Origin of the sequence: Salmonella sp. A7 (assembly GCF_020181675.1) — a bacterium.
Taxonomy (GTDB): Bacteria; Pseudomonadota; Gammaproteobacteria; order Enterobacterales; family Enterobacteriaceae; genus Salmonella; species Salmonella enterica.
The window spans coordinates 472,789-494,450 of sequence record NZ_CP084001.1; the positions used below are offsets into that span (position 1 = coordinate 472,789).

General features: G+C 53.2%; 19 protein-coding genes. 15 read left to right on the top strand and 4 right to left on the bottom strand.

All coding sequences use genetic code 11. The annotated features are described in order from the left end of the window. The first annotated feature begins 113 nt into the window (after positions 1-113). From csrD to tldD, 8 genes are all read left to right on the top strand, one after another. A complete protein-coding gene (gene csrD, locus LCS67_RS02250) occupies positions 114-2,054 on the top strand; it encodes an RNase E specificity factor CsrD (RefSeq protein ID WP_001241372.1) in 1,941 nt (646 codons plus the stop codon). Between the two features lie 307 nt (positions 2,055-2,361). Then, the gene (mreB, locus tag LCS67_RS02255) at positions 2,362-3,405 is read left to right on the top strand and encodes a rod shape-determining protein MreB (protein ID WP_000913396.1); all 1,044 of its coding nucleotides are present in this window, start codon (positions 2,362-2,364) and stop codon (positions 3,403-3,405) included. Positions 3,406-3,469: 64 nt separating this feature from the next. Further along, complete coding sequence (mreC, locus tag LCS67_RS02260; protein WP_000802538.1) at positions 3,470-4,522, top strand: rod shape-determining protein MreC; 1,053 nt, start codon at positions 3,470-3,472, stop codon at positions 4,520-4,522. A gap of 2 nt (positions 4,523-4,524) precedes the next feature. Further along, positions 4,525-5,013 carry a rod shape-determining protein MreD gene (mreD, locus tag LCS67_RS02265; protein WP_000179403.1) on the top strand — a complete coding sequence of 163 codons (489 nt, stop codon included), beginning with the start codon at positions 4,525-4,527 and terminating at the stop codon, positions 5,011-5,013. 8 nt (positions 5,014-5,021) lie between these two features. Beyond that, positions 5,022-5,615 (top strand): Maf family protein, encoded by a 594-nt coding sequence (locus LCS67_RS02270; RefSeq protein ID WP_000210306.1) that lies wholly within the window; start codon positions 5,022-5,024, stop codon positions 5,613-5,615. Beyond that, positions 5,605-7,074 carry a ribonuclease G gene (gene rng / locus LCS67_RS02275; protein ID WP_000123188.1) on the top strand — a complete coding sequence of 490 codons (1,470 nt, stop codon included), beginning with the start codon at positions 5,605-5,607 and terminating at the stop codon, positions 7,072-7,074. Before LCS67_RS02270 ends, rng begins: the two co-directional genes overlap by 11 nt. A gap of 103 nt (positions 7,075-7,177) precedes the next feature. Next, positions 7,178-10,978: an AsmA2 domain-containing protein YhdP gene (gene yhdP / locus LCS67_RS02280; protein WP_001253511.1), complete on the top strand. Its 3,801-nt coding sequence runs from the start codon at positions 7,178-7,180 to the stop codon at positions 10,976-10,978. A gap of 144 nt (positions 10,979-11,122) precedes the next feature. Further along, the gene (tldD, locus tag LCS67_RS02285) at positions 11,123-12,568 is read left to right on the top strand and encodes a metalloprotease TldD (protein ID WP_000055936.1); all 1,446 of its coding nucleotides are present in this window, start codon (positions 11,123-11,125) and stop codon (positions 12,566-12,568) included. Between the two features lie 121 nt (positions 12,569-12,689). Here the strand turns inward: tldD and aaeR are convergent, their stop codons facing one another. Then, complete coding sequence (gene aaeR / locus LCS67_RS02290) at positions 12,690-13,619, bottom strand: HTH-type transcriptional activator AaeR (RefSeq protein WP_000440300.1); 930 nt, start codon at positions 13,617-13,619, stop codon at positions 12,690-12,692. A 181-nt stretch (positions 13,620-13,800) separates the two neighbouring features. Here aaeR and aaeX point away from each other — a divergent pair, with 181 nt between their 5' ends. From aaeX to LCS67_RS02310, 4 genes are all read left to right on the top strand, one after another. After that, the gene (gene aaeX, locus LCS67_RS02295; protein WP_000051840.1) at positions 13,801-14,004 is read left to right on the top strand and encodes a p-hydroxybenzoic acid efflux pump operon protein AaeX; all 204 of its coding nucleotides are present in this window, start codon (positions 13,801-13,803) and stop codon (positions 14,002-14,004) included. A 7-nt stretch (positions 14,005-14,011) separates the two neighbouring features. Then, the gene (gene aaeA / locus LCS67_RS02300; protein WP_000855138.1) at positions 14,012-14,944 is read left to right on the top strand and encodes a p-hydroxybenzoic acid efflux pump subunit AaeA; all 933 of its coding nucleotides are present in this window, start codon (positions 14,012-14,014) and stop codon (positions 14,942-14,944) included. Positions 14,945-14,949: 5 nt separating this feature from the next. Beyond that, positions 14,950-16,917 carry a p-hydroxybenzoic acid efflux pump subunit AaeB gene (gene aaeB, locus LCS67_RS02305; protein ID WP_000510913.1) on the top strand — a complete coding sequence of 656 codons (1,968 nt, stop codon included), beginning with the start codon at positions 14,950-14,952 and terminating at the stop codon, positions 16,915-16,917. Between the two features lie 171 nt (positions 16,918-17,088). After that, positions 17,089-17,361, top strand: a complete 273-nt coding sequence (locus tag LCS67_RS02310; RefSeq protein ID WP_001103888.1) for a hypothetical protein — start codon at positions 17,089-17,091, stop codon at positions 17,359-17,361. 59 nt (positions 17,362-17,420) lie between these two features. Here the strand turns inward: LCS67_RS02310 and yhcN-B are convergent, their stop codons facing one another. The 3 genes from yhcN-B to argR all read right to left on the bottom strand — a co-directional run bounded on the left by yhcN-B (position 17,421) and on the right by argR (position 18,889). Then, positions 17,421-17,687: a DUF1471 family stress response protein YhcN-B gene (yhcN-B, locus tag LCS67_RS02315; RefSeq protein WP_000853277.1), complete on the bottom strand. Its 267-nt coding sequence runs from the start codon at positions 17,685-17,687 to the stop codon at positions 17,421-17,423. A gap of 103 nt (positions 17,688-17,790) precedes the next feature. Further along, positions 17,791-18,054, bottom strand: coding sequence for a peroxide/acid stress response protein YhcN (gene yhcN, locus LCS67_RS02320; RefSeq protein ID WP_000695695.1), 264 nt, complete (start codon positions 18,052-18,054; stop codon positions 17,791-17,793). 364 nt (positions 18,055-18,418) lie between these two features. Continuing rightward, positions 18,419-18,889 carry a transcriptional regulator ArgR gene (gene argR, locus LCS67_RS02325; RefSeq protein WP_001257852.1) on the bottom strand — a complete coding sequence of 157 codons (471 nt, stop codon included), beginning with the start codon at positions 18,887-18,889 and terminating at the stop codon, positions 18,419-18,421. Positions 18,890-19,303: 414 nt separating this feature from the next. Between argR and mdh the strand changes: the two genes are divergently transcribed. The 3 genes from mdh to LCS67_RS02340 all read left to right on the top strand — a co-directional run bounded on the left by mdh (position 19,304) and on the right by LCS67_RS02340 (position 21,643). After that, the gene (gene mdh / locus LCS67_RS02330) at positions 19,304-20,242 is read left to right on the top strand and encodes a malate dehydrogenase (protein WP_000861586.1); all 939 of its coding nucleotides are present in this window, start codon (positions 19,304-19,306) and stop codon (positions 20,240-20,242) included. Positions 20,243-20,361: 119 nt separating this feature from the next. Next, the gene (locus LCS67_RS02335) at positions 20,362-20,991 is read left to right on the top strand and encodes a GntR family transcriptional regulator (RefSeq protein ID WP_000723776.1); all 630 of its coding nucleotides are present in this window, start codon (positions 20,362-20,364) and stop codon (positions 20,989-20,991) included. Beyond that, positions 20,978-21,643, top strand: a complete 666-nt coding sequence (locus LCS67_RS02340; RefSeq protein WP_001171581.1) for a GntR family transcriptional regulator — start codon at positions 20,978-20,980, stop codon at positions 21,641-21,643. The genes LCS67_RS02335 and LCS67_RS02340 overlap by 14 nt, the downstream gene beginning before the upstream one ends. The last annotated feature ends 19 nt before the right edge of the window (positions 21,644-21,662 follow it).

Below are 21,662 nucleotides of genomic sequence, written 5' to 3' on the forward strand. Positions count from 1 at the left end.
ATTGCCAGATAGATCCATTTTGGTAGTATGCCTGCTTCATTGCGCGCCGTGGCGAATTCCGTCTTCAGATTCGCTTTTTCATACTGTTTATAACCGTCGGAGTTAACTCAAGGATGCGATTAACGACGAAATTCTCAGCTTTTATCACGCTGCTCACGGGGTTAACGATCTTCGTGACTCTGATAGGTTGCTCGCTAAGCTTTTATAACGCCGTACAGTCTAAGTATGTCAGCCGTGTGCAGGCGGCGGCGACAGCCATTGATACGCACCTGGTGACCCATGATATTGTCTCGCTGACGCCGCAAATCGACGAGCTCATGATCGCTTCCGATATTGTGCGTGTCGATCTGTTGCAGGGGGAGCGCAGCGTCTACAGCCATTCTCGCGCCAGAGGTTATCGGCCAGCCGGCACCAGCGACATGTATCGCGAGCTGGTCGTACCGCTGATAAAACATCCAGGAATGTCGCTACGTCTGGTTTATCAGGACCCGATGGGTAACTATTTTCACTCACTGATCACCACGGCGCCGCTGACGCTGGCGATCGGTTTTATCGTTCTGATTTTGTTTTTATCGGTGCGCTGGCTGCAGCGGCAGCTTTCCGGGCAAGAGCTTCTGGAAATTCGCTCAACGCGTATTCTGAACGGCGAACGCGGGGCGAATGTCCGCGGTTCTGTTTACGAATGGCCAGCGCGCACCAGTAGCGCGCTTGATGTATTGCTTTCCGAAATTCAGTTTGCTCACGAACAGCGTAGTCGCCTGGACACCCTCATTCGCTCCTACGCCGCGCAGGACACCAAAACCGGGCTCGGTAACCGTCTGTTTTTTGATAACCAACTGGCGACGCTGCTGGAAGATCAGGAAAAAGTGGGAGTGCATGGCGTGGTGATGATGATCCGCTTGCCAGACTTCAATCTTCTGCGCGACAGCCTGGGAGGCAATCAGGCGGAAGAGCAGATGTTTATGCTTATCAATCTGCTATCGACATTTATTATGCGTTACCCAGGCTCGCTGCTGGCGCGTTATCACCGCAGCGACTTTGCCGTGCTGCTACCGCATCGAACGCTGAAAGAAGCGGAAAGTATTGCCGGACAACTTTTAAAAGCTGTCGATGCGCTACCGGCTAACAAAATGCTCGATCGTGACGATATGGTACATATCGGCATTTGCGCTTGGCGCAGCGGACAGTCCACCGAGCAGGTGATGGAACATGCTGAAGCCGCGGCGCGGAACGCCGCCCTGCAGGGGGGAAATAGCTGGGCTATCTACGACGACACTTTGCCGGAAAAAGGGCGCGGCAATGTGCGCTGGCGCACATTGATTGAGCAGATGCTGAACCGGGGCGGACCGCGACTTTATCAAAAACCGGCGGTCACGCGAGAAGGTCGTGTGCATCATCGGGAATTGATGTGTCGCATCTATGACGGTAAAGAAGAGGTGAGCTCGGCGGAGTATATGCCGATGGTGTTGCAATTTGGTTTATCGGAAGAGTATGACAGATTACAAATTAGCCGCCTGATTACGTTGCTGGGCTACTGGCCGGATGAAAATCTGGCAATGCAGTTGACGGTTGAGTCGCTGATTCGTCCGCGTTTTCAGCGCTGGTTGCGCGATACGTTAATGCAGTGTGAAAAATCACAGCGAAATCGCATAATTATTGAACTTGCGGAGGCAGATGTTTGTCAACACATCAGTCGGTTACAACCCATCCTTCGCTTAGTCAATGCGCTTGGCGTTCGGGTGGCGGTGACACAGGCGGGTTTGACGCTGGTTAGCACGAGCTGGATTAAAGCGCTCAATGTGGAATTACTCAAGCTGCATCCGAGTCTGGTCAGAAACATTGAGAAGCGAACGGAAAACCAGCTTCTGGTTCAAAGTCTGGTAGAGGCCTGCGCGGGTACGCCTACGCAGGTTTACGCGACGGGCGTCCGTTCGCGCGGCGAGTGGCAGACGCTGACAAAACGCGGCGTGGCTGGCGGGCAGGGTGATTTTTTTGCCTCCTCCCAACTACTTGACACAAACGTGAAAAAATATTCGCAAAGATACTCGGTTTAACCTGCCGTTTAATTTGTTTTCACGTAGAATAACGCGCGCTGCGCCTCATGGGGGTGTGCTTGTCTGCTCGCCAGATTGTTGCAGCAAATATGCAGGTGAATGACCTTTGACAGGTTGCAAACGAAGGCGAGGATTGCTGCTGATTTTTTCAGCCCTGAGGGACTCAGGCCGAGATTTGTAACAAAGGAAACGAACTGCACTAATTTTCACCGTAGCAGATGATTTTTGCGCCTTGTCGCTGCTGCGTGTGGTTGGTAAAGTAAGCGGATTTTGTTTTCCGCCCCAGCTTTCAGGATTATCCCTTAGTATGTTGAAAAAATTTCGTGGCATGTTTTCCAATGACCTGTCCATTGACCTGGGTACCGCGAATACCCTCATTTATGTAAAAGGACAAGGCATCGTATTGAATGAGCCTTCCGTTGTGGCCATTCGTCAGGATCGTGCCGGTTCGCCGAAAAGCGTGGCTGCAGTCGGTCATGATGCAAAGCAGATGCTGGGCCGTACGCCGGGCAATATCGCTGCGATCCGTCCGATGAAAGACGGCGTTATCGCTGACTTCTTTGTGACCGAAAAAATGCTCCAGCACTTTATTAAACAAGTGCACAGCAACAGCTTCATGCGCCCAAGCCCGCGCGTACTGGTATGCGTGCCGGTCGGCGCGACGCAGGTAGAACGTCGCGCGATTCGTGAATCCGCTCAGGGCGCAGGCGCCCGTGAAGTCTTTTTGATCGAAGAGCCGATGGCGGCCGCGATCGGCGCAGGTCTGCCAGTTTCTGAAGCAACCGGTTCAATGGTTGTGGATATCGGTGGTGGTACCACTGAAGTTGCCGTGATCTCCCTGAACGGCGTGGTTTACTCTTCTTCTGTCCGTATTGGTGGTGACCGCTTCGACGAAGCCATCATTAATTACGTTCGTCGTAACTACGGTTCTCTGATCGGTGAAGCTACCGCAGAACGTATTAAACACGAAATCGGTTCCGCTTATCCGGGCGACGAAGTCCGTGAGATCGAAGTGCGTGGCCGTAACCTGGCGGAAGGCGTTCCACGCGGTTTTACCCTGAACTCAAACGAGATTCTGGAAGCGTTGCAGGAACCGTTGACCGGTATCGTCAGCGCGGTAATGGTAGCGCTGGAACAGTGTCCGCCGGAGCTGGCGTCAGACATCTCCGAGCGCGGTATGGTGCTCACCGGCGGCGGCGCGCTGCTGCGTAACCTTGACCGTCTGTTAATGGAAGAGACGGGCATTCCTGTCGTGGTTGCTGAAGATCCGCTGACCTGTGTGGCGCGCGGCGGCGGCAAGGCGCTGGAAATGATCGATATGCACGGCGGCGACCTGTTCAGCGAAGAGTAGTTGGATACGGGCAGGATTATCCCTGGATTGTCCTGCCTCTCCGACGCGAGAATACGCATAGCCTATGAAGCCAATTTTTAGCCGTGGCCCGTCGCTACAGATTCGCCTTATTCTGGCGGTGCTGGTGGCGCTCGGCGTTATCATTGCCGACAGCCGCCTGGGGACGTTCAGTCAAATCCGAACGTACATGGACACTGCCGTCAGTCCTTTCTATTTTATTTCAAACGGCCCTCGTGAACTGCTCGACAGCGTGTCACAAACGCTGGCTTCTCGCGACCAGCTTGAACTGGAAAACCGGGCGCTGCGCCAGGAATTACTGCTAAAAAACAGCGACCTGCTGATGCTGGGGCAGTACAAACAGGAGAACGCGCGGTTGCGCGAGCTGCTGGGGTCTCCGCTGCGTCAGGACGAGCAGAAAATGGTGACGCAGGTTATTTCAACGGTTAACGATCCTTACAGCGATCAGGTCGTTATCGATAAAGGCAGCGTTAATGGCGTATATGAAGGTCAACCGGTCATTAGCGACAAAGGCGTCGTAGGGCAGGTTGTCGCCGTGGCGAAACTGACCAGTCGCGTACTGCTGATTTGCGATGCGACTCATGCGCTGCCGATTCAGGTACTGCGCAATGACATCCGCGTGATTGCCGCCGGTAACGGCTGCACTGACGATCTTCAGCTTGAACATCTGCCCGCCAATACCGATATTCGCGTTGGCGATGTGCTGGTAACGTCCGGACTTGGTGGGCGTTTCCCGGAAGGGTATCCGGTGGCGGTGGTCTCCTCCGTCAAGCTGGACACTCAGCGCGCCTATACCGTCATTCAGGCACGTCCAACCGCGGGTTTGCAGCGTTTACGCTATCTGCTGCTGTTGTGGGGAGCCGATCGTAACGGCGCCAATCCGATGACGCCGGAAGAGGTTCACCGCGTCGCCAATGAGCGCCTGATGCAGATGATGCCGCAGGTGTTGCCTTCTCCAGATGCGATGGGGCCGCCGGCGCCAGTGCCGGACCCGGCGACGGGGATTACTCAGCCATCTGCGGGCCAGACGGCGCCGGTATCAACGCAACCATCGCCTTCGGGCGCGACCACGCCGCCTGCGCGTGCGCCGGGAGGGTAATGGTGGCGAGCTATCGTAGCCAGGGGCGCTGGGTTATCTGGCTCTCGTTTCTTATTGCGCTGTTGCTGCAAATCATGCCCTGGCCGGACGACATCATTGTTTTCCGGCCAAACTGGGTTTTGCTCATCTTACTGTACTGGATTCTGGCCCTGCCGCACCGCGTAAATGTGGGGACGGGATTTGTGATGGGTGCCATACTTGATCTCATCAGCGGTTCCACACTTGGCGTGCGCGCTCTGTCGATGAGTATTGTCGCCTACCTGGTCGCTCTGAAATTCCAGCTCTTCCGTAACCTGGCGCTCTGGCAGCAGGCGCTGGTGGTAATGTTGCTTTCACTGGCCGTGGACATTATTGTTTTCTGGGCCGAGTTTTTAGTGATCAACGTCTCTTTCAGACCGGAAGTGTTCTGGAGTAGTGTAGTCAATGGCGTGCTGTGGCCCTGGCTCTTTTTGCTGATGCGTAAAGTACGCCAGCAGTTTGCTGTGCAATAAAGGTCGATATGACAACTCTGTATCTTGCTTCCGGTTCCCCGCGTCGCCAGGAATTATTGACTCAACTTGGATTTTCATTCGAGCAGGTCGTGCCTGGTATTGAAGAGCAACGGCGTGCTCAGGAAAGCGCGCAGCAGTATGTTGTTCGGCTGGCGCGCGAAAAGGCGCAGGCTGGCGTGGCGCTGGTTCCCCGTGATCTGCCGGTGTTGGGCGCGGATACGATAGTCGTGTTAAACGGCGAGGTGCTGGAAAAGCCGCGCGACGCCGCTCATGCCGCAGAAATGCTGCGTTTGCTTTCCGGAAATACGCATCAGGTGATGACTGCTGTTGCGCTTGCGGACTCGCAGCAGACGCTGGATTGTCTGGTGGTAACGGAGGTGACTTTCCGCACGCTTTCTGCGCAGGATATTACTGGCTATGTCGCCAGCGGCGAGCCTTTAGATAAAGCAGGTGCATACGGTATTCAGGGGCGGGGTGGCTGTTTTGTCAGGAAGATAAATGGCAGCTATCACGCCGTGGTCGGCTTACCGCTGGTTGAAACGTATGAGTTGTTGAGTCATTTTAACGCACTGCGTGATAAAAGGGATAAACATGACGGCTGAATTGTTGGTAAACGTAACGCCATCGGAAACGCGCGTGGCGTACATTGATGGCGGTATTCTTCAGGAAATCCATATTGAGCGCGAAGCGCGACGCGGAATCGTAGGCAATATCTACAAAGGTCGTGTAAGTCGTGTACTTCCAGGTATGCAGGCGGCTTTTGTAGATATTGGGCTGGATAAAGCCGCATTTCTTCACGCTTCCGATATTATGCCGCATACCGAATGCGTGGCGGGCGACGAGCAAAAACAGTTTACCGTGCGCGATATCTCCGAACTGGTGCGTCAGGGACAGGATCTGATGGTGCAGGTAGTGAAAGATCCGCTCGGCACGAAAGGCGCGCGTTTGACCACGGACATCACGTTGCCCTCCCGTTACCTTGTTTTTATGCCCGGCGCGTCACACGTTGGCGTTTCCCAGCGTATCGAAAGCGAAAGTGAACGCGAGCGCCTGAAAAAGGTGGTGGCGGAATACTGCGACGAACAGGGCGGGTTTATTATCCGTACCGCGGCGGAAGGCGTGTGTGAAGAGGATCTCGCGTCTGACGCCGCCTATCTCAAGCGCGTCTGGACGAAAGTCATGGAGCGCAAAAAGCGTCCGCAAACGCGCTACCAGATGTATGGCGAACTGGCGCTGGCGCAGCGCGTGCTGCGCGATTTCGCCGATGCGCAGTTGGACCGAATTCGCGTCGACTCACGTCTGACCTATGAGTCGCTGCTGGAGTTTACCGCAGAATACATCCCGGAAATGACCAGTAAGCTGGAGCATTACAGTGGCCATCAGCCGATCTTCGATCTTTATGACGTGGAAAATGAAATCCAGCGCGCGCTGGAGCGTAAGGTTGAACTCAAGTCCGGCGGTTATCTGATTATCGACCAAACCGAAGCGATGACGACGGTAGATATCAATACCGGCGCGTTTGTCGGACACCGTAATCTCGACGACACCATTTTTAATACCAATATTGAAGCGACTCAGGCCATTGCCCGCCAGCTACGCCTGCGTAATCTGGGCGGCATTATCATTATCGATTTTATCGACATGAATAATGAAGATCATCGCCGCCGGGTGCTGCATTCGCTGGAACAGGCGTTAAGTAAGGATCGCGTGAAAACCAGTATTAACGGTTTTTCGCCGCTGGGACTGGTGGAAATGACCCGTAAACGGACTCGTGAAAGCGTGGAACATGTGCTTTGTAACGAATGTCCAACCTGTCATGGCCGCGGGACGGTAAAAACGGTGGAAACCGTCTGCTATGAGATCATGCGTGAAATTGTACGTGTTCATCACGCTTATGACTCCGATCGCTTCCTGGTTTATGCTTCTCCTGCGGTGGCGGAAGCGCTGAAAGGCGAAGAATCACACGCGCTGGCGGAAGTCGAAATCTTTGTCGGCAAACAGGTTAAAGTTCAGGTCGAACCGCTTTATAACCAGGAGCAGTTTGACGTCGTAATGATGTAATTGAGTAGTAGCACCAGCGCATGTAGGCCGGATAAGGCGCAAGCGCCGCCGTCCGGCAAAGCAAGGGTGTGAGTCGTATTTTTTGGCAGACAAGGAGAGACGCGTGAGGCGATTGCCGGGGATTTTATTGCTCACTGGAGCCGCGCTCATCGTCATTGCAGCGCTGCTGGTTAGCGGGCTGCGCCTGGCGTTGCCTCATCTTGACGCCTGGCGTCCGGCTATCCTGAATAAAATTGAGTCTGTGACCGGCGTGCCGGTGGCCGCCAGCCAACTCTCCGCAAGCTGGCAAAATTTTGGCCCTACGCTGGAAGCGCATAATATTCATGCCGCCCTGAAAGATGGCGGCGAACTGTCGATAAAACGCGTTACGTTGGCGCTGGACGTCTGGCAAAGCCTGTTGCATATGCGCTGGCAGTTTCGCGACCTGACCTTCTGGCAACTCAATTTCCGCACCAACACGCCTCTTCAAAGCAGCGACGGCGAAGGCATCGAAACCAGCCGTTTAAGCGATCTTTTCCTGCGGCAGTTCGATCATTTCGATCTGCGCGATAGCCAAATCAGTTTTCTGACGCTTTCCGGACAACGCGCGGAGCTGGCGATCCCACAGCTTACCTGGCTAAACGGCAAAGAGCGACACCGCGCCGAAGGCGAGGTCAGCCTCTCCAGCCTGACCGGGCAGCACGGCGTGATGCAGGTGCGGATGGATTTACGCGATGACGACGGTTTGCTGAATAACGGCAGAGTCTGGTTACAGGCCGACGATATTGACGTCAAGCCGTGGCTGGGCAAATGGATGCAGGATAATGTGGCGCTCCAGACGGCGCGTTTCAGTCTGGAAGGCTGGATGACGCTCAGTAAAGGCGAAATCGCCGGAGGAGACGTCTGGCTGAAACAGGGCGGCGCAAGCTGGCTGGGCGATAACACGACGCACACGCTGTCTGTCGATAACCTGACGGCGCAGATTAGCCGTGAGCAGCCGGGCTGGCAGTTTTATATTCCGGACACACGGATTACGCTTGATGGTAAATCCTGGCCGAGCGGAGCCTTAACAGTGGCCTGGCTCCCGCAGCAGGACGTCGGCGGCGAGAATCACACACGTAGCGATGAGCTACGCATTCGCGCCAGTAACCTTGAACTGGCGGGGCTGGAAGCATTACGTCCGCTGGCGGCTAAACTGTCGCCTGTGCTGGGCGAAATATGGCAGGCTACGCAGCCGAGCGGAAAGATCGCCACACTGGCGCTGGATATTCCGCTACAGGCGACCGAAAAAACGCGTTTTCAGGCATCGTGGGAAAATCTTGCCTGGAAACAGTGGAAGCTGTTGCCCGGCGCGGAACATTTTTCCGGTACGCTGGCGGGAAGCGTAGAAGACGGGCAGATGAAGGTTGCGATGCAGCAGGCTAAAATGCCCTATGAAACCGTTTTTCGCGCGCCGCTGGAAATTGAAAACGGCGTCGCGACGCTTAGCTGGTTGAAGAATGAGAACGGCTTTCAGCTTGATGGCCGCGACATTGACGTCAAAGCAAAGGCGGTACATGCGCGCGGCGGGTTCCGCTATCTGCAACCGACGGGCGACGAACCGTGGCTGGGCATTCTGGCCGGCATCAGTACCGACGATGGATCTCAGGCGTGGCGCTATTTTCCGGAAAACCTGATGGGCAAAGCGCTGGTCGATTACCTTAGCGGCGCGATTCAGGGCGGCGAGGCGGATAACGCCACGTTGGTTTACGGTGGTAACCCGCACCTCTTTCCCTATAAGCATAACGAAGGTCAGTTTGAAGTGCTGGTGCCGCTGCGCAATGCGACGTTTGCCTTTCAACCCGACTGGCCGGCGCTAAAAAATCTCAACATTGAACTGGATTTCCTGAACGACGGCCTGTGGATGCGTTCGGATAGCGTCGATTTGGGCGGGGTGAAGGCCAGCAAACTCGCGGCGGCGATTCCGGATTATTCCAAAGAGAAACTGCTCATTGATGCCGATATTAACGGGCCGGGAAAAGCCGTTGGGCCTTATTTTGACGAGACGCCGCTAAAAGACTCGCTTGGCTCGACGCTGGCGGAGCTCCAATTAGATGGCGATGTGAATGCTCGCTTACATCTTGATATTCCGCTGGATGGCGAACAGGTTACCGCTGAGGGCGATGTCTCGTTGCGTAATAACAGTCTGTTTATTAAGCCGCTAAACAGCACGCTCAAAAATCTGAACGGTAAATTCAGCTTTGTGAATGGCGCGCTAAAAAGCGGGCCGCTGACGGCAAACTGGTTTAATCAGCCGCTTAACCTGGATTTCAGTACGACGGAAGGGGCAAAAGCCTATCAGGTCGCCGTCAACCTGAACGGTAACTGGCAGCCAACGCGTATGGGCGTCTTACCGCCGCAACTGAATGACGCCCTGAGCGGCAGCGTGACGTGGAATGGTAAAGTCGGCATCGATCTTCCGTATCACGCTGACACCACTTATCACATCGAGCTGAACGGCGATCTGAGAAATGTGAGCAGTCACTTACCTTCTCCGCTAAATAAACCCGCAGGCGAAGCCATTCCGGTGAACATTCAGGCTGACGGCAACCTGAAAAGTTTTGCGCTAACGGGGAGCGCAGGGAGTAAAAATCACTTTAACAGCCGCTGGTTATTAAATCAGAAGCTGACGTTGGATCGGGCTATCTGGACGACGGACAGCCGGACGATTCCGCCATTACCTGCTCAACAAGGCGTTGAGCTCAATCTGCCGGCGCTGGATGGCGCGCAGTGGCTGGCGTTATTCCAGAAAGGCGCGGCGGATAACGTGAGCAGTTCGGCCGAGTTTCCTCAACGCATCACGTTGCGTACTCCCGCGCTATCGCTGGGCGGCCAGCAGTGGAACAATTTGAGCGTCGTTTCAGCCCCCTCGCTGAACGGAACAAAAATTGAAGCGCAGGGCCGTGAGGTGAACGCCACGCTGCTCATGCGCAACCATGCGCCGTGGCTGGCGAACATTAAGTACCTGTACTACAACCCTGGCGTCGCAAAAACGCACGCCTCGTCACCCACGCCGACATCGCCGTTGGCTTCGGCGAACACGATTAGCTTCCGCGGCTGGCCGGACTTACAGCTTCGCTGCGAAGAGTGCTGGCTGTGGGGGCAAAAATATGGGCGTATTGATGGCGATTTCGCCATCAAAGGCAATACGCTGACTCTGGCGAATGGCCTGATCGATACCGGATTCGCCCGTTTGAAAGCGAACGGCGAGTGGGTGAATGCGCCGGGTAATGAACGAACCTCGCTGAAAGGTAGTCTGCATGGTAGTAACCTCGACACGGCTGCCGGGTTCTTCGGCATCTCGACGCCAATCCAGAACGCGTCTTTTAACGTAGATTACGATCTGCACTGGCGAAACCCGCCCTGGCAACCTGAGGAAGCCACGCTCAACGGGATTTTACGCACGCGTCTGGGCAAAGGCGAGTTTACTGATCTCAGTAGCGGTCATGCCGGACAGTTACTGCGGCTGCTCAGTTTTGATGCGTTGCTGCGTAAGCTGCGGTTTGACTTCAGAGATACCTTTAGCGAGGGCTTCTATTTCGACTCTATTCATAGTACCGCGTGGATTAAAGATGGCGTCCTGCATACTGACGATACGCTGGTGGATGGGCTGGAAGCGGATATTGCAATGAAAGGTTCTGTTGATCTGGTGCGTCGTCGTCTTGATATGGAGGCCGTTGTCGCGCCGGAAATTTCCGCCACCGTGGGCGTCGCTGCCGCGTTTGCCGTTAACCCGATTGTCGGCGCGGCGGTATTTGCCGCCAGTAAAGTGTTGGGGCCGCTATGGAGCAAGGTCTCCATTTTGCGTTATCGCATTACCGGTCCGGTCGATGCGCCGCAGATCAACGAAGTTCTGCGCCAACCGAGAAAAGAAAGCCAGCAATGATTTGACGGGGGCGAGGAATTGCCCCACTCTCAGTAAATAGTCATGCCGGACGGCGCTGCGTTTATCCGGTTTGTACAATCTAACAACGTAGTCCGGATAAGGCGTGAACCGCCATCCGGCAGAAATCAACGAGTAGCAAAAACGATGAGTCTGAACCTGGTAAGTGAACAATTGCTAGCGGCGAATGGCCTGAACCATCAGGATCTGTTCGCTATTTTGGGCCAACTGGCCGAACGCCGTCTTGATTATGGCGACCTCTATTTTCAGTCGAGCTATCACGAATCCTGGGTTTTAGAAGACCGCATCATTAAAGATGGTTCATATAATATCGACCAGGGCGTTGGCGTTCGCGCCATTAGCGGCGAAAAAACCGGTTTTGCTTATGCTGACCAGATAAGCCTCCTGGCGCTGGAGCAGAGTGCGCAGGCAGCGCGAACCATTGTACGCGAGAACGGCGAAGGCAAGGTAAAAACGCTCGCCGCCGTAGCGCATCAGCCGCTCTACACCACCCTTGATCCGCTGCAAAGTATGAGCCGCGAAGAGAAGCTGGATATCCTCAGACGCGTTGATAAAGCGGCGCGAGAAGCCGATAAACGCGTGCAGGAAGTTAACGCCAGCCTGACCGGCGTATATGAATTAATCCTCGTGGCGGCGACCGACGGGACTCTGGCGGCGGATGTCCGTCCACTGGTGCGGTTGTCCGTTAGCGTGCAGGTGGAAGAAGACGGTAAACGCGAGCGCGGCGCCAGCGGCGGCGGCGGTCGCTTTGGTTATGAGTATTTTCTTGCCGATCTCGACGGCGAGGTTCGCGCCGACGCGTGGGCGAAAGAAGCGGTACGCATGGCGCTGGTTAATCTCTCCGCGGTCGCTGCGCCAGCGGGGACGTTACCGGTGGTTCTGGGCGCCGGGTGGCCGGGCGTATTGCTGCACGAAGCGGTCGGTCACGGGCTGGAAGGTGATTTTAACCGTCGTGGGACATCTGTGTTTAGCGGTCAGATCGGCGAGCAGGTTGCCTCCGCGCTTTGCACCGTAGTGGACGACGGCACAATGATGAACCGTCGCGGCTCCGTTGCTATCGATGATGAAGGTACGCCAGGCCAGTACAACGTATTGATTGAAAATGGCGTGCTGAAAGGATACATGCAGGACAAGCTGAACGCGCGCCTGATGGGCGCTGCGCCGACCGGTAACGGGCGTCGCGAATCTTATGCGCATCTGCCGATGCCGCGTATGACGAATACCTATATGTTGGCGGGGCAGTCAACGCCGCAGGAAATTATCGAATCCGTTGAGTACGGCATCTATGCGCCTAACTTTGGCGGCGGTCAGGTGGATATCACCTCCGGCAAGTTTGTGTTCTCTACCTCGGAAGCGTATCTGATTGAAAACGGCAAAGTCACGACGCCGGTGAAGGGCGCGACGTTGATTGGATCAGGCATTGAAACGATGCAACAGATCTCCATGGTCGGCAACGACCTTAAGCTGGATAACGGGGTGGGGGTCTGCGGTAAAGAGGGTCAAAGTCTGCCGGTAGGCGTAGGCCAGCCGACGCTGAAAGTCGATAACCTGACGGTTGGCGGCACCGCATAACTGTCCGCCTTATCAGGCCTGTGGTGTGTGCCGCCCAGGCCTGATAAGCGCAGCGCCATCAGGCAATGTCAGCCTCGGGTGGCATCTGGCTACAATCGTCTTCAGCAATTACCCGGTGTTTTTATTTTTCTTTCCCTCGCCCGTGCATCCCCTGAAACAGGTGTGCGACATCGACAAAATAGTCAGTTAACGCGTTAATCACTACCTGCACTTTAAGCGGCAGCTTATCTTTTTCGGTATACAGCGCGTACACCGGACGGGGATCGGACTGATAGCGAGGCAGCAGGATCTCCAGATCGCCACGATTGATCTCATCGATCACCCACATCAGCGGCACATAGGCGATTCCGGTTCCGGCGGTCAGCCAGCGTACCAGCGTCATCGGATCGTTAGTGACGAACCGCCCCTGTGGAATCAGTCGGGTAGAAATTCCTTCCGGCGCGATAAGTTCAAACTCATTATCCGGGCGCACGCTATATTCCAGCCAGGAATGGCTACTGAGATCGGCGGGTTTTTCCGGGACGCCGTACTGAGCGAGGTAGGGCTTGGCGGCGCACACAACCATCGGCATCGCGCCAAGTCGACGGGAAAACAGGCTGGAGTCTTGCAGCGCGCCCACGCGGATCACCACGTCCAGCCCGTCGGCAATTAAATCCGGGGCCGGAATTCCTGTCACCAGATTGACCGCCAGACCGGGATACTCTTTTAATAATTTTGCGGTAAGCCCGGCCAGCACATTTTGCGCCATGGTTGAAGAACAGCCGATACGCAATGTACCGATAGGCGTGTTATTAAAAGCGTAAAGCTGCTCATGAACATCCTGCACTTCATGCAGCATACGACGACAGCCCTGATAATAGATTTTTCCAGCCTCGGTGAGCCCAATGCTGCGTGTGCTGCGGTTGAGCAATTTAACCTGAAGCTCATCTTCCAGTTTCGCCACAGTCTGGCTGATGGACGATACGCTCATTTGCAGCTGTCTGGCTGCGGCGGTAAAAGAGCCAAACTCGACAACTTTGGCGAATACCGACATTCGTTTTAATCGTTCCATTATTCACTCTGGCTTAAAAGTGATTTAGATCACATAATATAGATAACAGCATAACAATTACGTTAATATACTATTATTCGAATAAGAGCTATGTCGCTCTCGCCTGGCGTCTCTTGCCCTTCTCTGCGGCGATGTAGCTTAACAATCTATCGCCTGCTCTCTCTCAGAAATCAAGGTCAACATGAGTCTGTTTCCCGTTATCGTGGTGTTTGGTCTTTCCTTCCCACCGATATTTTTCGAATTGCTTTTGTCACTGGCTATTTTTTGGCTGGTGCGTCGGATGCTTGTGCCGACGGGCATCTATGATTTTGTCTGGCATCCGGCTCTGTTCAATACCGCGCTGTATTGTTGTCTGTTTTATTTAATATCGCGCCTGTTCGTTTGAGGTTGAAGTGAAAACACTAACAAGAAAACTCTCCCGTACGGCCATTACCCTCGTACTGGTTATTCTGGCCTTTATCGCCATTTTCCGCGCCTGGGTGTATTACACCGAATCTCCCTGGACGCGTGACGCGCGTTTTAGCGCCGATGTCGTCGCTATTGCCCCGGATGTCGCGGGCCTGATTACCCATGTAAACGTGCATGATAACCAACTGGTGAAAAAGGATCAGGTCCTGTTTACCATCGATCAGCCACGCTATCAAAAAGCGCTGGCGGAAGCGGAAGCTGATGTAGCCTATTATCAGGTCCTGGCGCAGGAAAAACGCCAGGAAGCCAGTCGCCGTAATCGCCTCGGCGTACAGGCGATGTCCCGGGAAGAGATCGATCAGGCGAACAATGTTTTGCAGACTGTACTGCATCAACTGGCTAAAGCCCAGGCGACGCGCGATCTGGCTAAACTCGATCTGGAACGCACCGTCATTCGCGCGCCTGCCGACGGCTGGGTGACTAACCTCAATGTTTATGCCGGTGAATTTATTACCCGCGGTTCCACAGCCGTCGCCCTGGTGAAAAAGAACTCTTTTTACGTGCAGGCCTATATGGAAGAGACCAAGCTGGAAGGCGTGCGTCCGGGATATCGTGCCGAAATCACGCCGCTTGGCAGCAACCGGGTATTAAAAGGTACCGTCGATAGCGTGGCGGCAGGGGTAACGAATGCCAGCAGTACCAGCGATGCGAAAGGGATGGCGACGATAGACTCTAACCTCGAATGGGTGCGTCTGGCCCAGCGTGTTCCGGTGCGCATCCGGCTTGACGAGCAGCAGGGAAATTTGTGGCCTGCCGGTACGACGGCAACCGTCGTGATCACCGGTAAGCAGGATCGTGACGCAAGCCAGGACTCCTTCTTCCGTAAACTGGCGCACCGGCTGCGCGAATTCGGTTAATCGTCATGGGCATTTTCTCCATTGCCAACCAGCACATTCGTTTTGCGGTAAAGCTGGCGTGCGCCATTGTGCTGGCATTATTTATCGGCTTCCATTTTCAACTGGAGACGCCGCGTTGGGCGGTGCTGACCGCCGCGATCGTGGCGGCAGGCCCGGCATTTGCCGCCGGCGGGGAACCCTATTCCGGCGCTATCCGTTATCGCGGAATGTTGCGTATTATCGGGACGTTTATTGGCTGTATCGCCGCGCTTATCATTATTATCTCTATGATCCGCGCGCCGCTATTGATGATTCTGGTGTGCTGTGTCTGGGCCGGTTTTTGTACCTGGATCTCCTCTTTAGTACGGATCGAAAACTCTTATGCGTGGGGACTGTCAGGTTATACTGCGCTGATCATTGTGATTACCATTCAGACGGAGCCGCTGCTCACGCCGCAATTTGCGCTTGAGCGCTGTAGCGAAATCGTCATCGGCATTGGCTGCGCTATTTTAGCGGATCTGCTTTTCTCGCCGCGATCGATAAAGCAGGAGGTTGATCGCGAACTGGACAGTTTACTGGTAGCGCAATATCAGCTAATGCAACTTTGTATTAAGCATGGCGACAGCGAAGAAGTCGACAACGCCTGGGGCGATCTGGTGCGACGCACGGCGGCGCTGGAGGGGATGCGAAGTAATCTGAATATGGAATCTTCGCGCTGGGTACGCGCTAACCGCCGCCTGAAAGCGTTGAATACGCTTTCGCTCACGCTGATTACGCAATCCTGTGAAACTTATCTTATTCAAAACACGCGGCCGGAACTGATTACCGATACATTCCGGGAACTGTTCGAGACGCCGGTTGAAACGGTACAGGACGTCCACAGGCAGTTAAAACGGATGCGGCGTGTCATTGTCTGGACCGGTGAGCGCGAAACGCCCGTCACGCTTTATAGCTGGGTAGGCGCTGCGACGCGCTATCTGCTGCTTAAACGCGGCGTGATCAGCAACACCAAAATCAGCGCGACGGAAGAAGAGATCCTGCAAGGCGAACCCGTGGTTAAAGTGGAATCCGCTGAACGCCACCATGCGATGGTGAACTTCTGGCGCACCACGCTTTCCTGCATTCTGGGGACATTATTCTGGCTATGGACCGGCTGGACATCGGGTAATGGCGCGATGGTGATGATTGCCGTGGTGACCTCGCTGGCGATGCGTTTACCCAATCCGCGCATGGTCTGCATTGATTTTATTTATGGCACTCTGGCGGCGTTGCCGCTGGGATTGCTCTATTTCCTGGTGATTATTCCCAATACGCAGCAAAGTATGCTGTTGTTATGTTTGAGCCTGGCGGTATTGGGGTTCTTTATCGGCATTGAGGTCCAGAAACGGCGTCTGGGGTCGATGGGGGCGCTGGCCAGTACGATTAACATTATTGTGTTGGATAATCCGATGACGTTCCATTTCAGCCAGTTCCTCGACAGCGCGTTGGGGCAAATTGTCGGCTGTATGCTGGCGTTTATCGTCATCCTGCTGGTGCGTGATAAATCCAAAGATCGAACCGGTCGCGTGCTGCTTAATCAGTTTGTTTCCGCTGCGGTCTCGGCAATGACGACCAACGTGGTACGTCGTAAAGAAAACCGCCTGCCTGCGTTATATCAGCAACTCTTTTTGCTGATGAATAAATTCCCTGGCGATTTGCCGAAGTTTCGCCTGGCGCTAACGATGATCATTGCTCATCAACGTCTGCGCGACGCGCCGATACCGGTTAATGAGGATCTGTCAGTGTTCCACCGCCAGCTTCGTCGTACCGCAGACCATGTTATTTCCGCCGGAAGCGATGATAAACGGCGACGCTACTTTGGTCAGTTGCTGGATGAGCTGGATATCTATCAGGAGAAATTACGTATCTGGGAGGCGCCGCCGCAGGTGACGGAACCGGTTAAACGCCTGACGGGCATGTTACATAAATACCAGAACGCGCTTACCGATAGCTAACCCACAAGAACCGATGCCAAAAGCGTCGGTTTTTTTATGACTATACTTATTTGAGATACAAAAACAGCGCAAGAGTGCTCCGGGGCTAAAAGCGTTTCTGGAAGTGAAACCTCTGCATAATGATGCTTTGTAGTAAAACAGACAATTGTCTGTCGGGGATGGTGGCTGGCTATGAATGTCTATACTTTTGATTTTAATGATATTAAAAACCAAAGCGATTTTTATCGCGAGTTTACGCAGACGTTTGGTCTTGCCAGTGAGAAAGTAAGCGATCTTGATACATTATGGGATGCGGTAATGAGCGATACCTTACCCCTACCGCTAGAGATTGAGTTTGTTCACCTGCCTGATAAACTGCGCAGGCGCTACGGGGCGCTGATTTTACTCTTTGATGAAGCGGAAGAAGAGCTGGAGGGGCGGCTACGGTTTAATGTCCGGCATTGAAAAAGCATAAAAAAGCCCCCGACAGGCGGGGGCAAGTCGTCGGGTTAGACGACGAGGGTTTACTTATACAACTCGGCGGTGGCGTGCCAGTTATCACCTTCTTTTAATTCGATGATGCGATAGCTATTAGCGCCTGCTTTTTCGGCTTTAGCGACGATCTCCTGGCGCATATCCATTGGCGTACTGCCAATCTGCGAGACGGAAATGGTGCCCATCGGTTGCAGATTCTGCGCCTGTTCCGCGTTGACCTGGTGTACTGCGGCATTTGCGCCGAAAGAGAGCAGAGTGGCCAGGCCGAGTGATGCGATAATGTATTTCGTTTTCATGGTCTTTTATTCCTTTATAGGGTCAACCCCGCGGATTAATGGGCTTTTCTTATGCGATATCTCCGCGAAGTAACGACACGTTATATGCGATGGCAGGTGAATTTTATTTGTACAGTTCGGCAGTGGCGTGCCAGTTGCTGCCGCTACGCGCTTCGGTAATGTGGTAGGCCGTAGCGCCTTGTTCATCCGCTTTTTTGCTCAGCATGGCGTTCATATCCATAGGCGATGAGCCGATAGCGCTGACTGAAACCGATCCGATTGCTTCACGATTTTGCGCTTGCTCTGCGCTGATAGGTTCTGCGGCGAAAGCGCCAAAAGAGAGAACGGACAGAACACTTAATGTTGCAACAGTGGTTTTGATTTTCATGATTTTTACCTCGTCGAATTCCTTTACTGGGGTCTTTGTTTCGTGACCCTCATCACAAAATTAAGTATACACTAATCACGCGATTAATTAATACCACGCTAATTGTTTCTGCTTTTTAAAGACATTAAAAATTTTATTTTTTATAACGTTATGGAATTAAAATTGCTGTTTTTCGCCGCTGTCTTTTAAAAAATAAAAGAAAATCAATTGGTTAAGAAATTTGGCATTTTGTGCGTTTTTTTGATTTGTCATTCACGTGGTGAATGTTTAAGGGCATGATTTGCCAAATGATAGCCGTACAGGAAAGCGGCGAGGGGAGAGGACAAAAAGGTGCCTCCGCCGTACGACGACGGAGGAAGTGGGACTAGAGCTCTTGTTCAAAAAGTTCCAGAATGGCTTCGTACAGATCTCTTACGGAAAATCCGCTGGCAGGCGTAGTGAAGATAGTATCGTCGCCGGCAATCGTGCCGAGAATACCTTCTGCTTTCCCCAGTGAATCCAGCAGGCGCGCAATGAGTTGTGCCGCGCCGGGGCTGGTATGAATCACCACGACAGCGTCGTTATAGTCGATATCCAGCACCAGATTTTTCAACGGACTGGATGTTGTTGGGACGCCCAGTTCAGCCGGAAGACAGTACACCATTTCCATTTTTGCGTTACGTGTACGCACTGCGCCGAACTTAGTCAACATGCGCGAGACCTTGGACTGATTGATATTTTCAAAGCCCTGATCCTGCAACGCGAGGACGATTTCGCCCTGTGAGCTGAATTTTTCTTCTTTGAGGAGCGCTTTAAACGCTCTTACTAGTTCTTCTTGTTTAGCCGAGCTTCGCATAAGTCACCCGTAATATGGCAGTAGAAACAACATTATTGTGCATACAGATGAATTTTTATGCAAACAGTCTGCCTTGTTTAAGGCTGAAATAATGTTATGAAAGAGCGGAATTTTATCAAATTTCGTTATCAAGAAACATGCCTGTGTCACGCCTCGCAAATAAGATTAAAAGTAAATTAATTGTTATCAAAATGATGTTGTTTTGAGAGGATAGTAGGGTATATTGTCACCACCTGTAGGAACGTTGCTCTCTGGTTGCAGCCGATCCGGATTACGCAAATTAAATGCATAAAAGCCAAAATTGCGCGACTCCGCATTCTTGATGAGTGAGGATTGTAATCATTGAATTTGTGAATTAAGGTCGCCGCCGCGGAGCAATAGACACTTAGCTAATCATATAATAAGGAGTTTAGGATGAAAGTCGCAGTCCTCGGCGCTGCTGGTGGTATCGGTCAGGCGCTGGCATTACTTTTAAAAAACCAACTGCCTTCAGGTTCAGAACTCTCCCTGTACGACATCGCTCCAGTGACTCCCGGTGTGGCCGTTGATTTGAGCCATATCCCCACCGCTGTAAAAATCAAAGGTTTCTCCGGTGAAGACGCAACCCCGGCGCTTGAAGGCGCTGACGTAGTACTGATTTCTGCGGGTGTGGCGCGTAAGCCGGGTATGGACCGTTCCGACCTGTTTAACGTTAACGCCGGCATCGTGAAAAACCTGGTGCAGCAGATCGCTAAAACCTGCCCGAAAGCGTGCGTGGGCATTATCACCAACCCGGTGAACACCACCGTTGCGATTGCGGCGGAAGTGCTGAAAAAAGCAGGCGTATACGACAAAAACAAACTGTTTGGCGTCACCACGCTGGATATCATCCGCTCTAATACCTTTGTTGCAGAGCTGAAAGGTAAGCTGCCAACGGAAGTTGAAGTCCCGGTGATTGGCGGGCACTCCGGCGTGACGATTCTGCCGCTGCTGTCGCAGATTCCAGGCGTAAGTTTTACCGAACAAGAAGCGGCCGAGCTGACTAAACGTATTCAGAACGCCGGTACTGAAGTCGTCGAGGCGAAAGCCGGCGGCGGATCGGCAACCCTCTCTATGGGTCAGGCTGCCGCACGTTTCGGTCTTTCTCTGGTTCGCGCTCTGCAGGGCGAAAAAGGCGTGGTGGAATGCGCCTATGTGGAAGGCGACGGTCAGTATGCCCGTTTCTTCTCTCAGCCGCTGCTGCTGGGTAAAAACGGTGTAGAAGAGCGTAAATCCATCGGCACACTGAGCGCTTTCGAGCAACATTCGCTGGACGCTATGCTGGATACGCTGAAAAAAGATATTCAGTTGGGTGAAGATTTTATTAATAAATAAGCTGTTCCTGCCCGATGCCGGGGCTTTTGCTCCGGCTTCTTTGACTGTAAACAAGCCACGAAATCAAGTACTAAATCTGCTAAACTCCTCACGTCTTATCGGTTATTAACGAGAACGTCGTGAAAAAGATCCAAAGAACGCAAACCCGCGATCACATTACGCAAATGCTTCGCTATGAAATTCTTTCCGGCAATATAAAAGCGGGAGAAGAACTCGCGCAGGAAAGTATTGCGGAGCAGCTCGGTCTTTCACGAATGCCGGTTCGAGAAGCGCTACAGTCACTCGAACAGGAAGGTTTTTTAATCCGACTGCCCAACAGGCACATGCAGGTCGCGCATCTTGAGGCCGATCGCGTGAGTCATATTTTTCGCGTGATTGCCGCGATGGCCGCCGAAATGTTTTCGCTGATACCCAGCGAAGTAGGCGATGCCCTCCTGATACGTGCGCAAGCGCTGGCTGTCGCAGAAGACAAATCCTGCGAACTGGAGTGTCATGCGATGCTGATTTCTTATGTGAATAACCGCTATCTGGAAAAGGTGTATCAGCAGTTCCTGGACGGTTATGTCTCTTATGTTATTTTGCATCTGAAAAAAGATAATCAGGAGTCGGCGCAGCTTTTCGCTGAACTGGCTGACGTCATACGCCAGGGGCGGCGTGATGAGATTGGGCAAGTTATGCAGCGTTATTTCCTCTCTTTAGCAGAAATAATGCGTCAACATATGAAGGATTGGGAAAGTGCAGAAGCCTAAGTTAGGGAAGATTAAGCTTCTTTCAGCGAAAGAACAGGTCGCGGCGGTGCTGCGTAAAGCGATTCTTTCGAGGGAGTTAGTGGAAGGGCAGGAGATTACGTTAGAAGGCATTGCCGGAATGGTCGGCGTGTCCAGTATGCCAGTGCGCGAGGCGTTTCAGATTCTGGCGGCGGATGGGCTGATAAAAGTGCGCCCTAATAAAGGGGCGGTGGTGTTGGGCATCAATGAACAAACGATCCGTGAACACTATGAAATTCGCGCGCTGTTAGAAAGTGAGGCGGTGGCTAAAGCTTCTCGTCCCGGCACCGATATCTCGCGGATAGCCCAGGTGCATTATGCCGCTGAAAAGGCTCTCGCGGAAAATAACTCGGCGGAATACTCCGACCTGAATCAGGCATTTCATATGGAAATATGGAATGTTGCTGGCAACGAAAAAATGAAAATGTTGCTCTGTAATATGTGGAACGGCCTTTCGATGGGCCATAAGGTCACCGAAGAAGAGTATGCCGTGATTTCCATTCAGGAACATAAAAGTATTCTGCAAGCTCTTGAACTTCATGATGAAACATTGGCACGCCAGCGCATGCGCGAACACATTATTCGCTCGATGGAGAATATGCTGACCCGCTATGTTGGTGACCCTTCTGCCTGATCTTTTCGCCTGCGTGAGC

Coding starts and splice junctions, on each gene's coding strand:
- argR (WP_001257852.1), bottom strand. CDS start 18,889: ATGCGAAGCTCGGCTAAACAAGAAGAACTAGTAAGAGCGTTTAAAGCG.
- aaeX (WP_000051840.1), top strand. CDS start 13,801: ATGAGTCTGTTTCCCGTTATCGTGGTGTTTGGTCTTTCCTTCCCACCG.
- rng (WP_000123188.1), top strand. CDS start 5,605: ATGACGGCTGAATTGTTGGTAAACGTAACGCCATCGGAAACGCGCGTG.
- mreB (WP_000913396.1), top strand. CDS start 2,362: ATGTTGAAAAAATTTCGTGGCATGTTTTCCAATGACCTGTCCATTGAC.
- mreC (WP_000802538.1), top strand. CDS start 3,470: ATGAAGCCAATTTTTAGCCGTGGCCCGTCGCTACAGATTCGCCTTATT.
- LCS67_RS02310 (WP_001103888.1), top strand. CDS start 17,089: ATGAATGTCTATACTTTTGATTTTAATGATATTAAAAACCAAAGCGAT.
- tldD (WP_000055936.1), top strand. CDS start 11,123: ATGAGTCTGAACCTGGTAAGTGAACAATTGCTAGCGGCGAATGGCCTG.
- mdh (WP_000861586.1), top strand. CDS start 19,304: ATGAAAGTCGCAGTCCTCGGCGCTGCTGGTGGTATCGGTCAGGCGCTG.
- LCS67_RS02270 (WP_000210306.1), top strand. CDS start 5,022: ATGACAACTCTGTATCTTGCTTCCGGTTCCCCGCGTCGCCAGGAATTA.
- yhcN (WP_000695695.1), bottom strand. CDS start 18,054: ATGAAAATCAAAACCACTGTTGCAACATTAAGTGTTCTGTCCGTTCTC.
- csrD (WP_001241372.1), top strand. CDS start 114: ATGCGATTAACGACGAAATTCTCAGCTTTTATCACGCTGCTCACGGGG.
- aaeB (WP_000510913.1), top strand. CDS start 14,950: ATGGGCATTTTCTCCATTGCCAACCAGCACATTCGTTTTGCGGTAAAG.
- yhcN-B (WP_000853277.1), bottom strand. CDS start 17,687: ATGAAAACGAAATACATTATCGCATCACTCGGCCTGGCCACTCTGCTC.
- aaeR (WP_000440300.1), bottom strand. CDS start 13,619: ATGGAACGATTAAAACGAATGTCGGTATTCGCCAAAGTTGTCGAGTTT.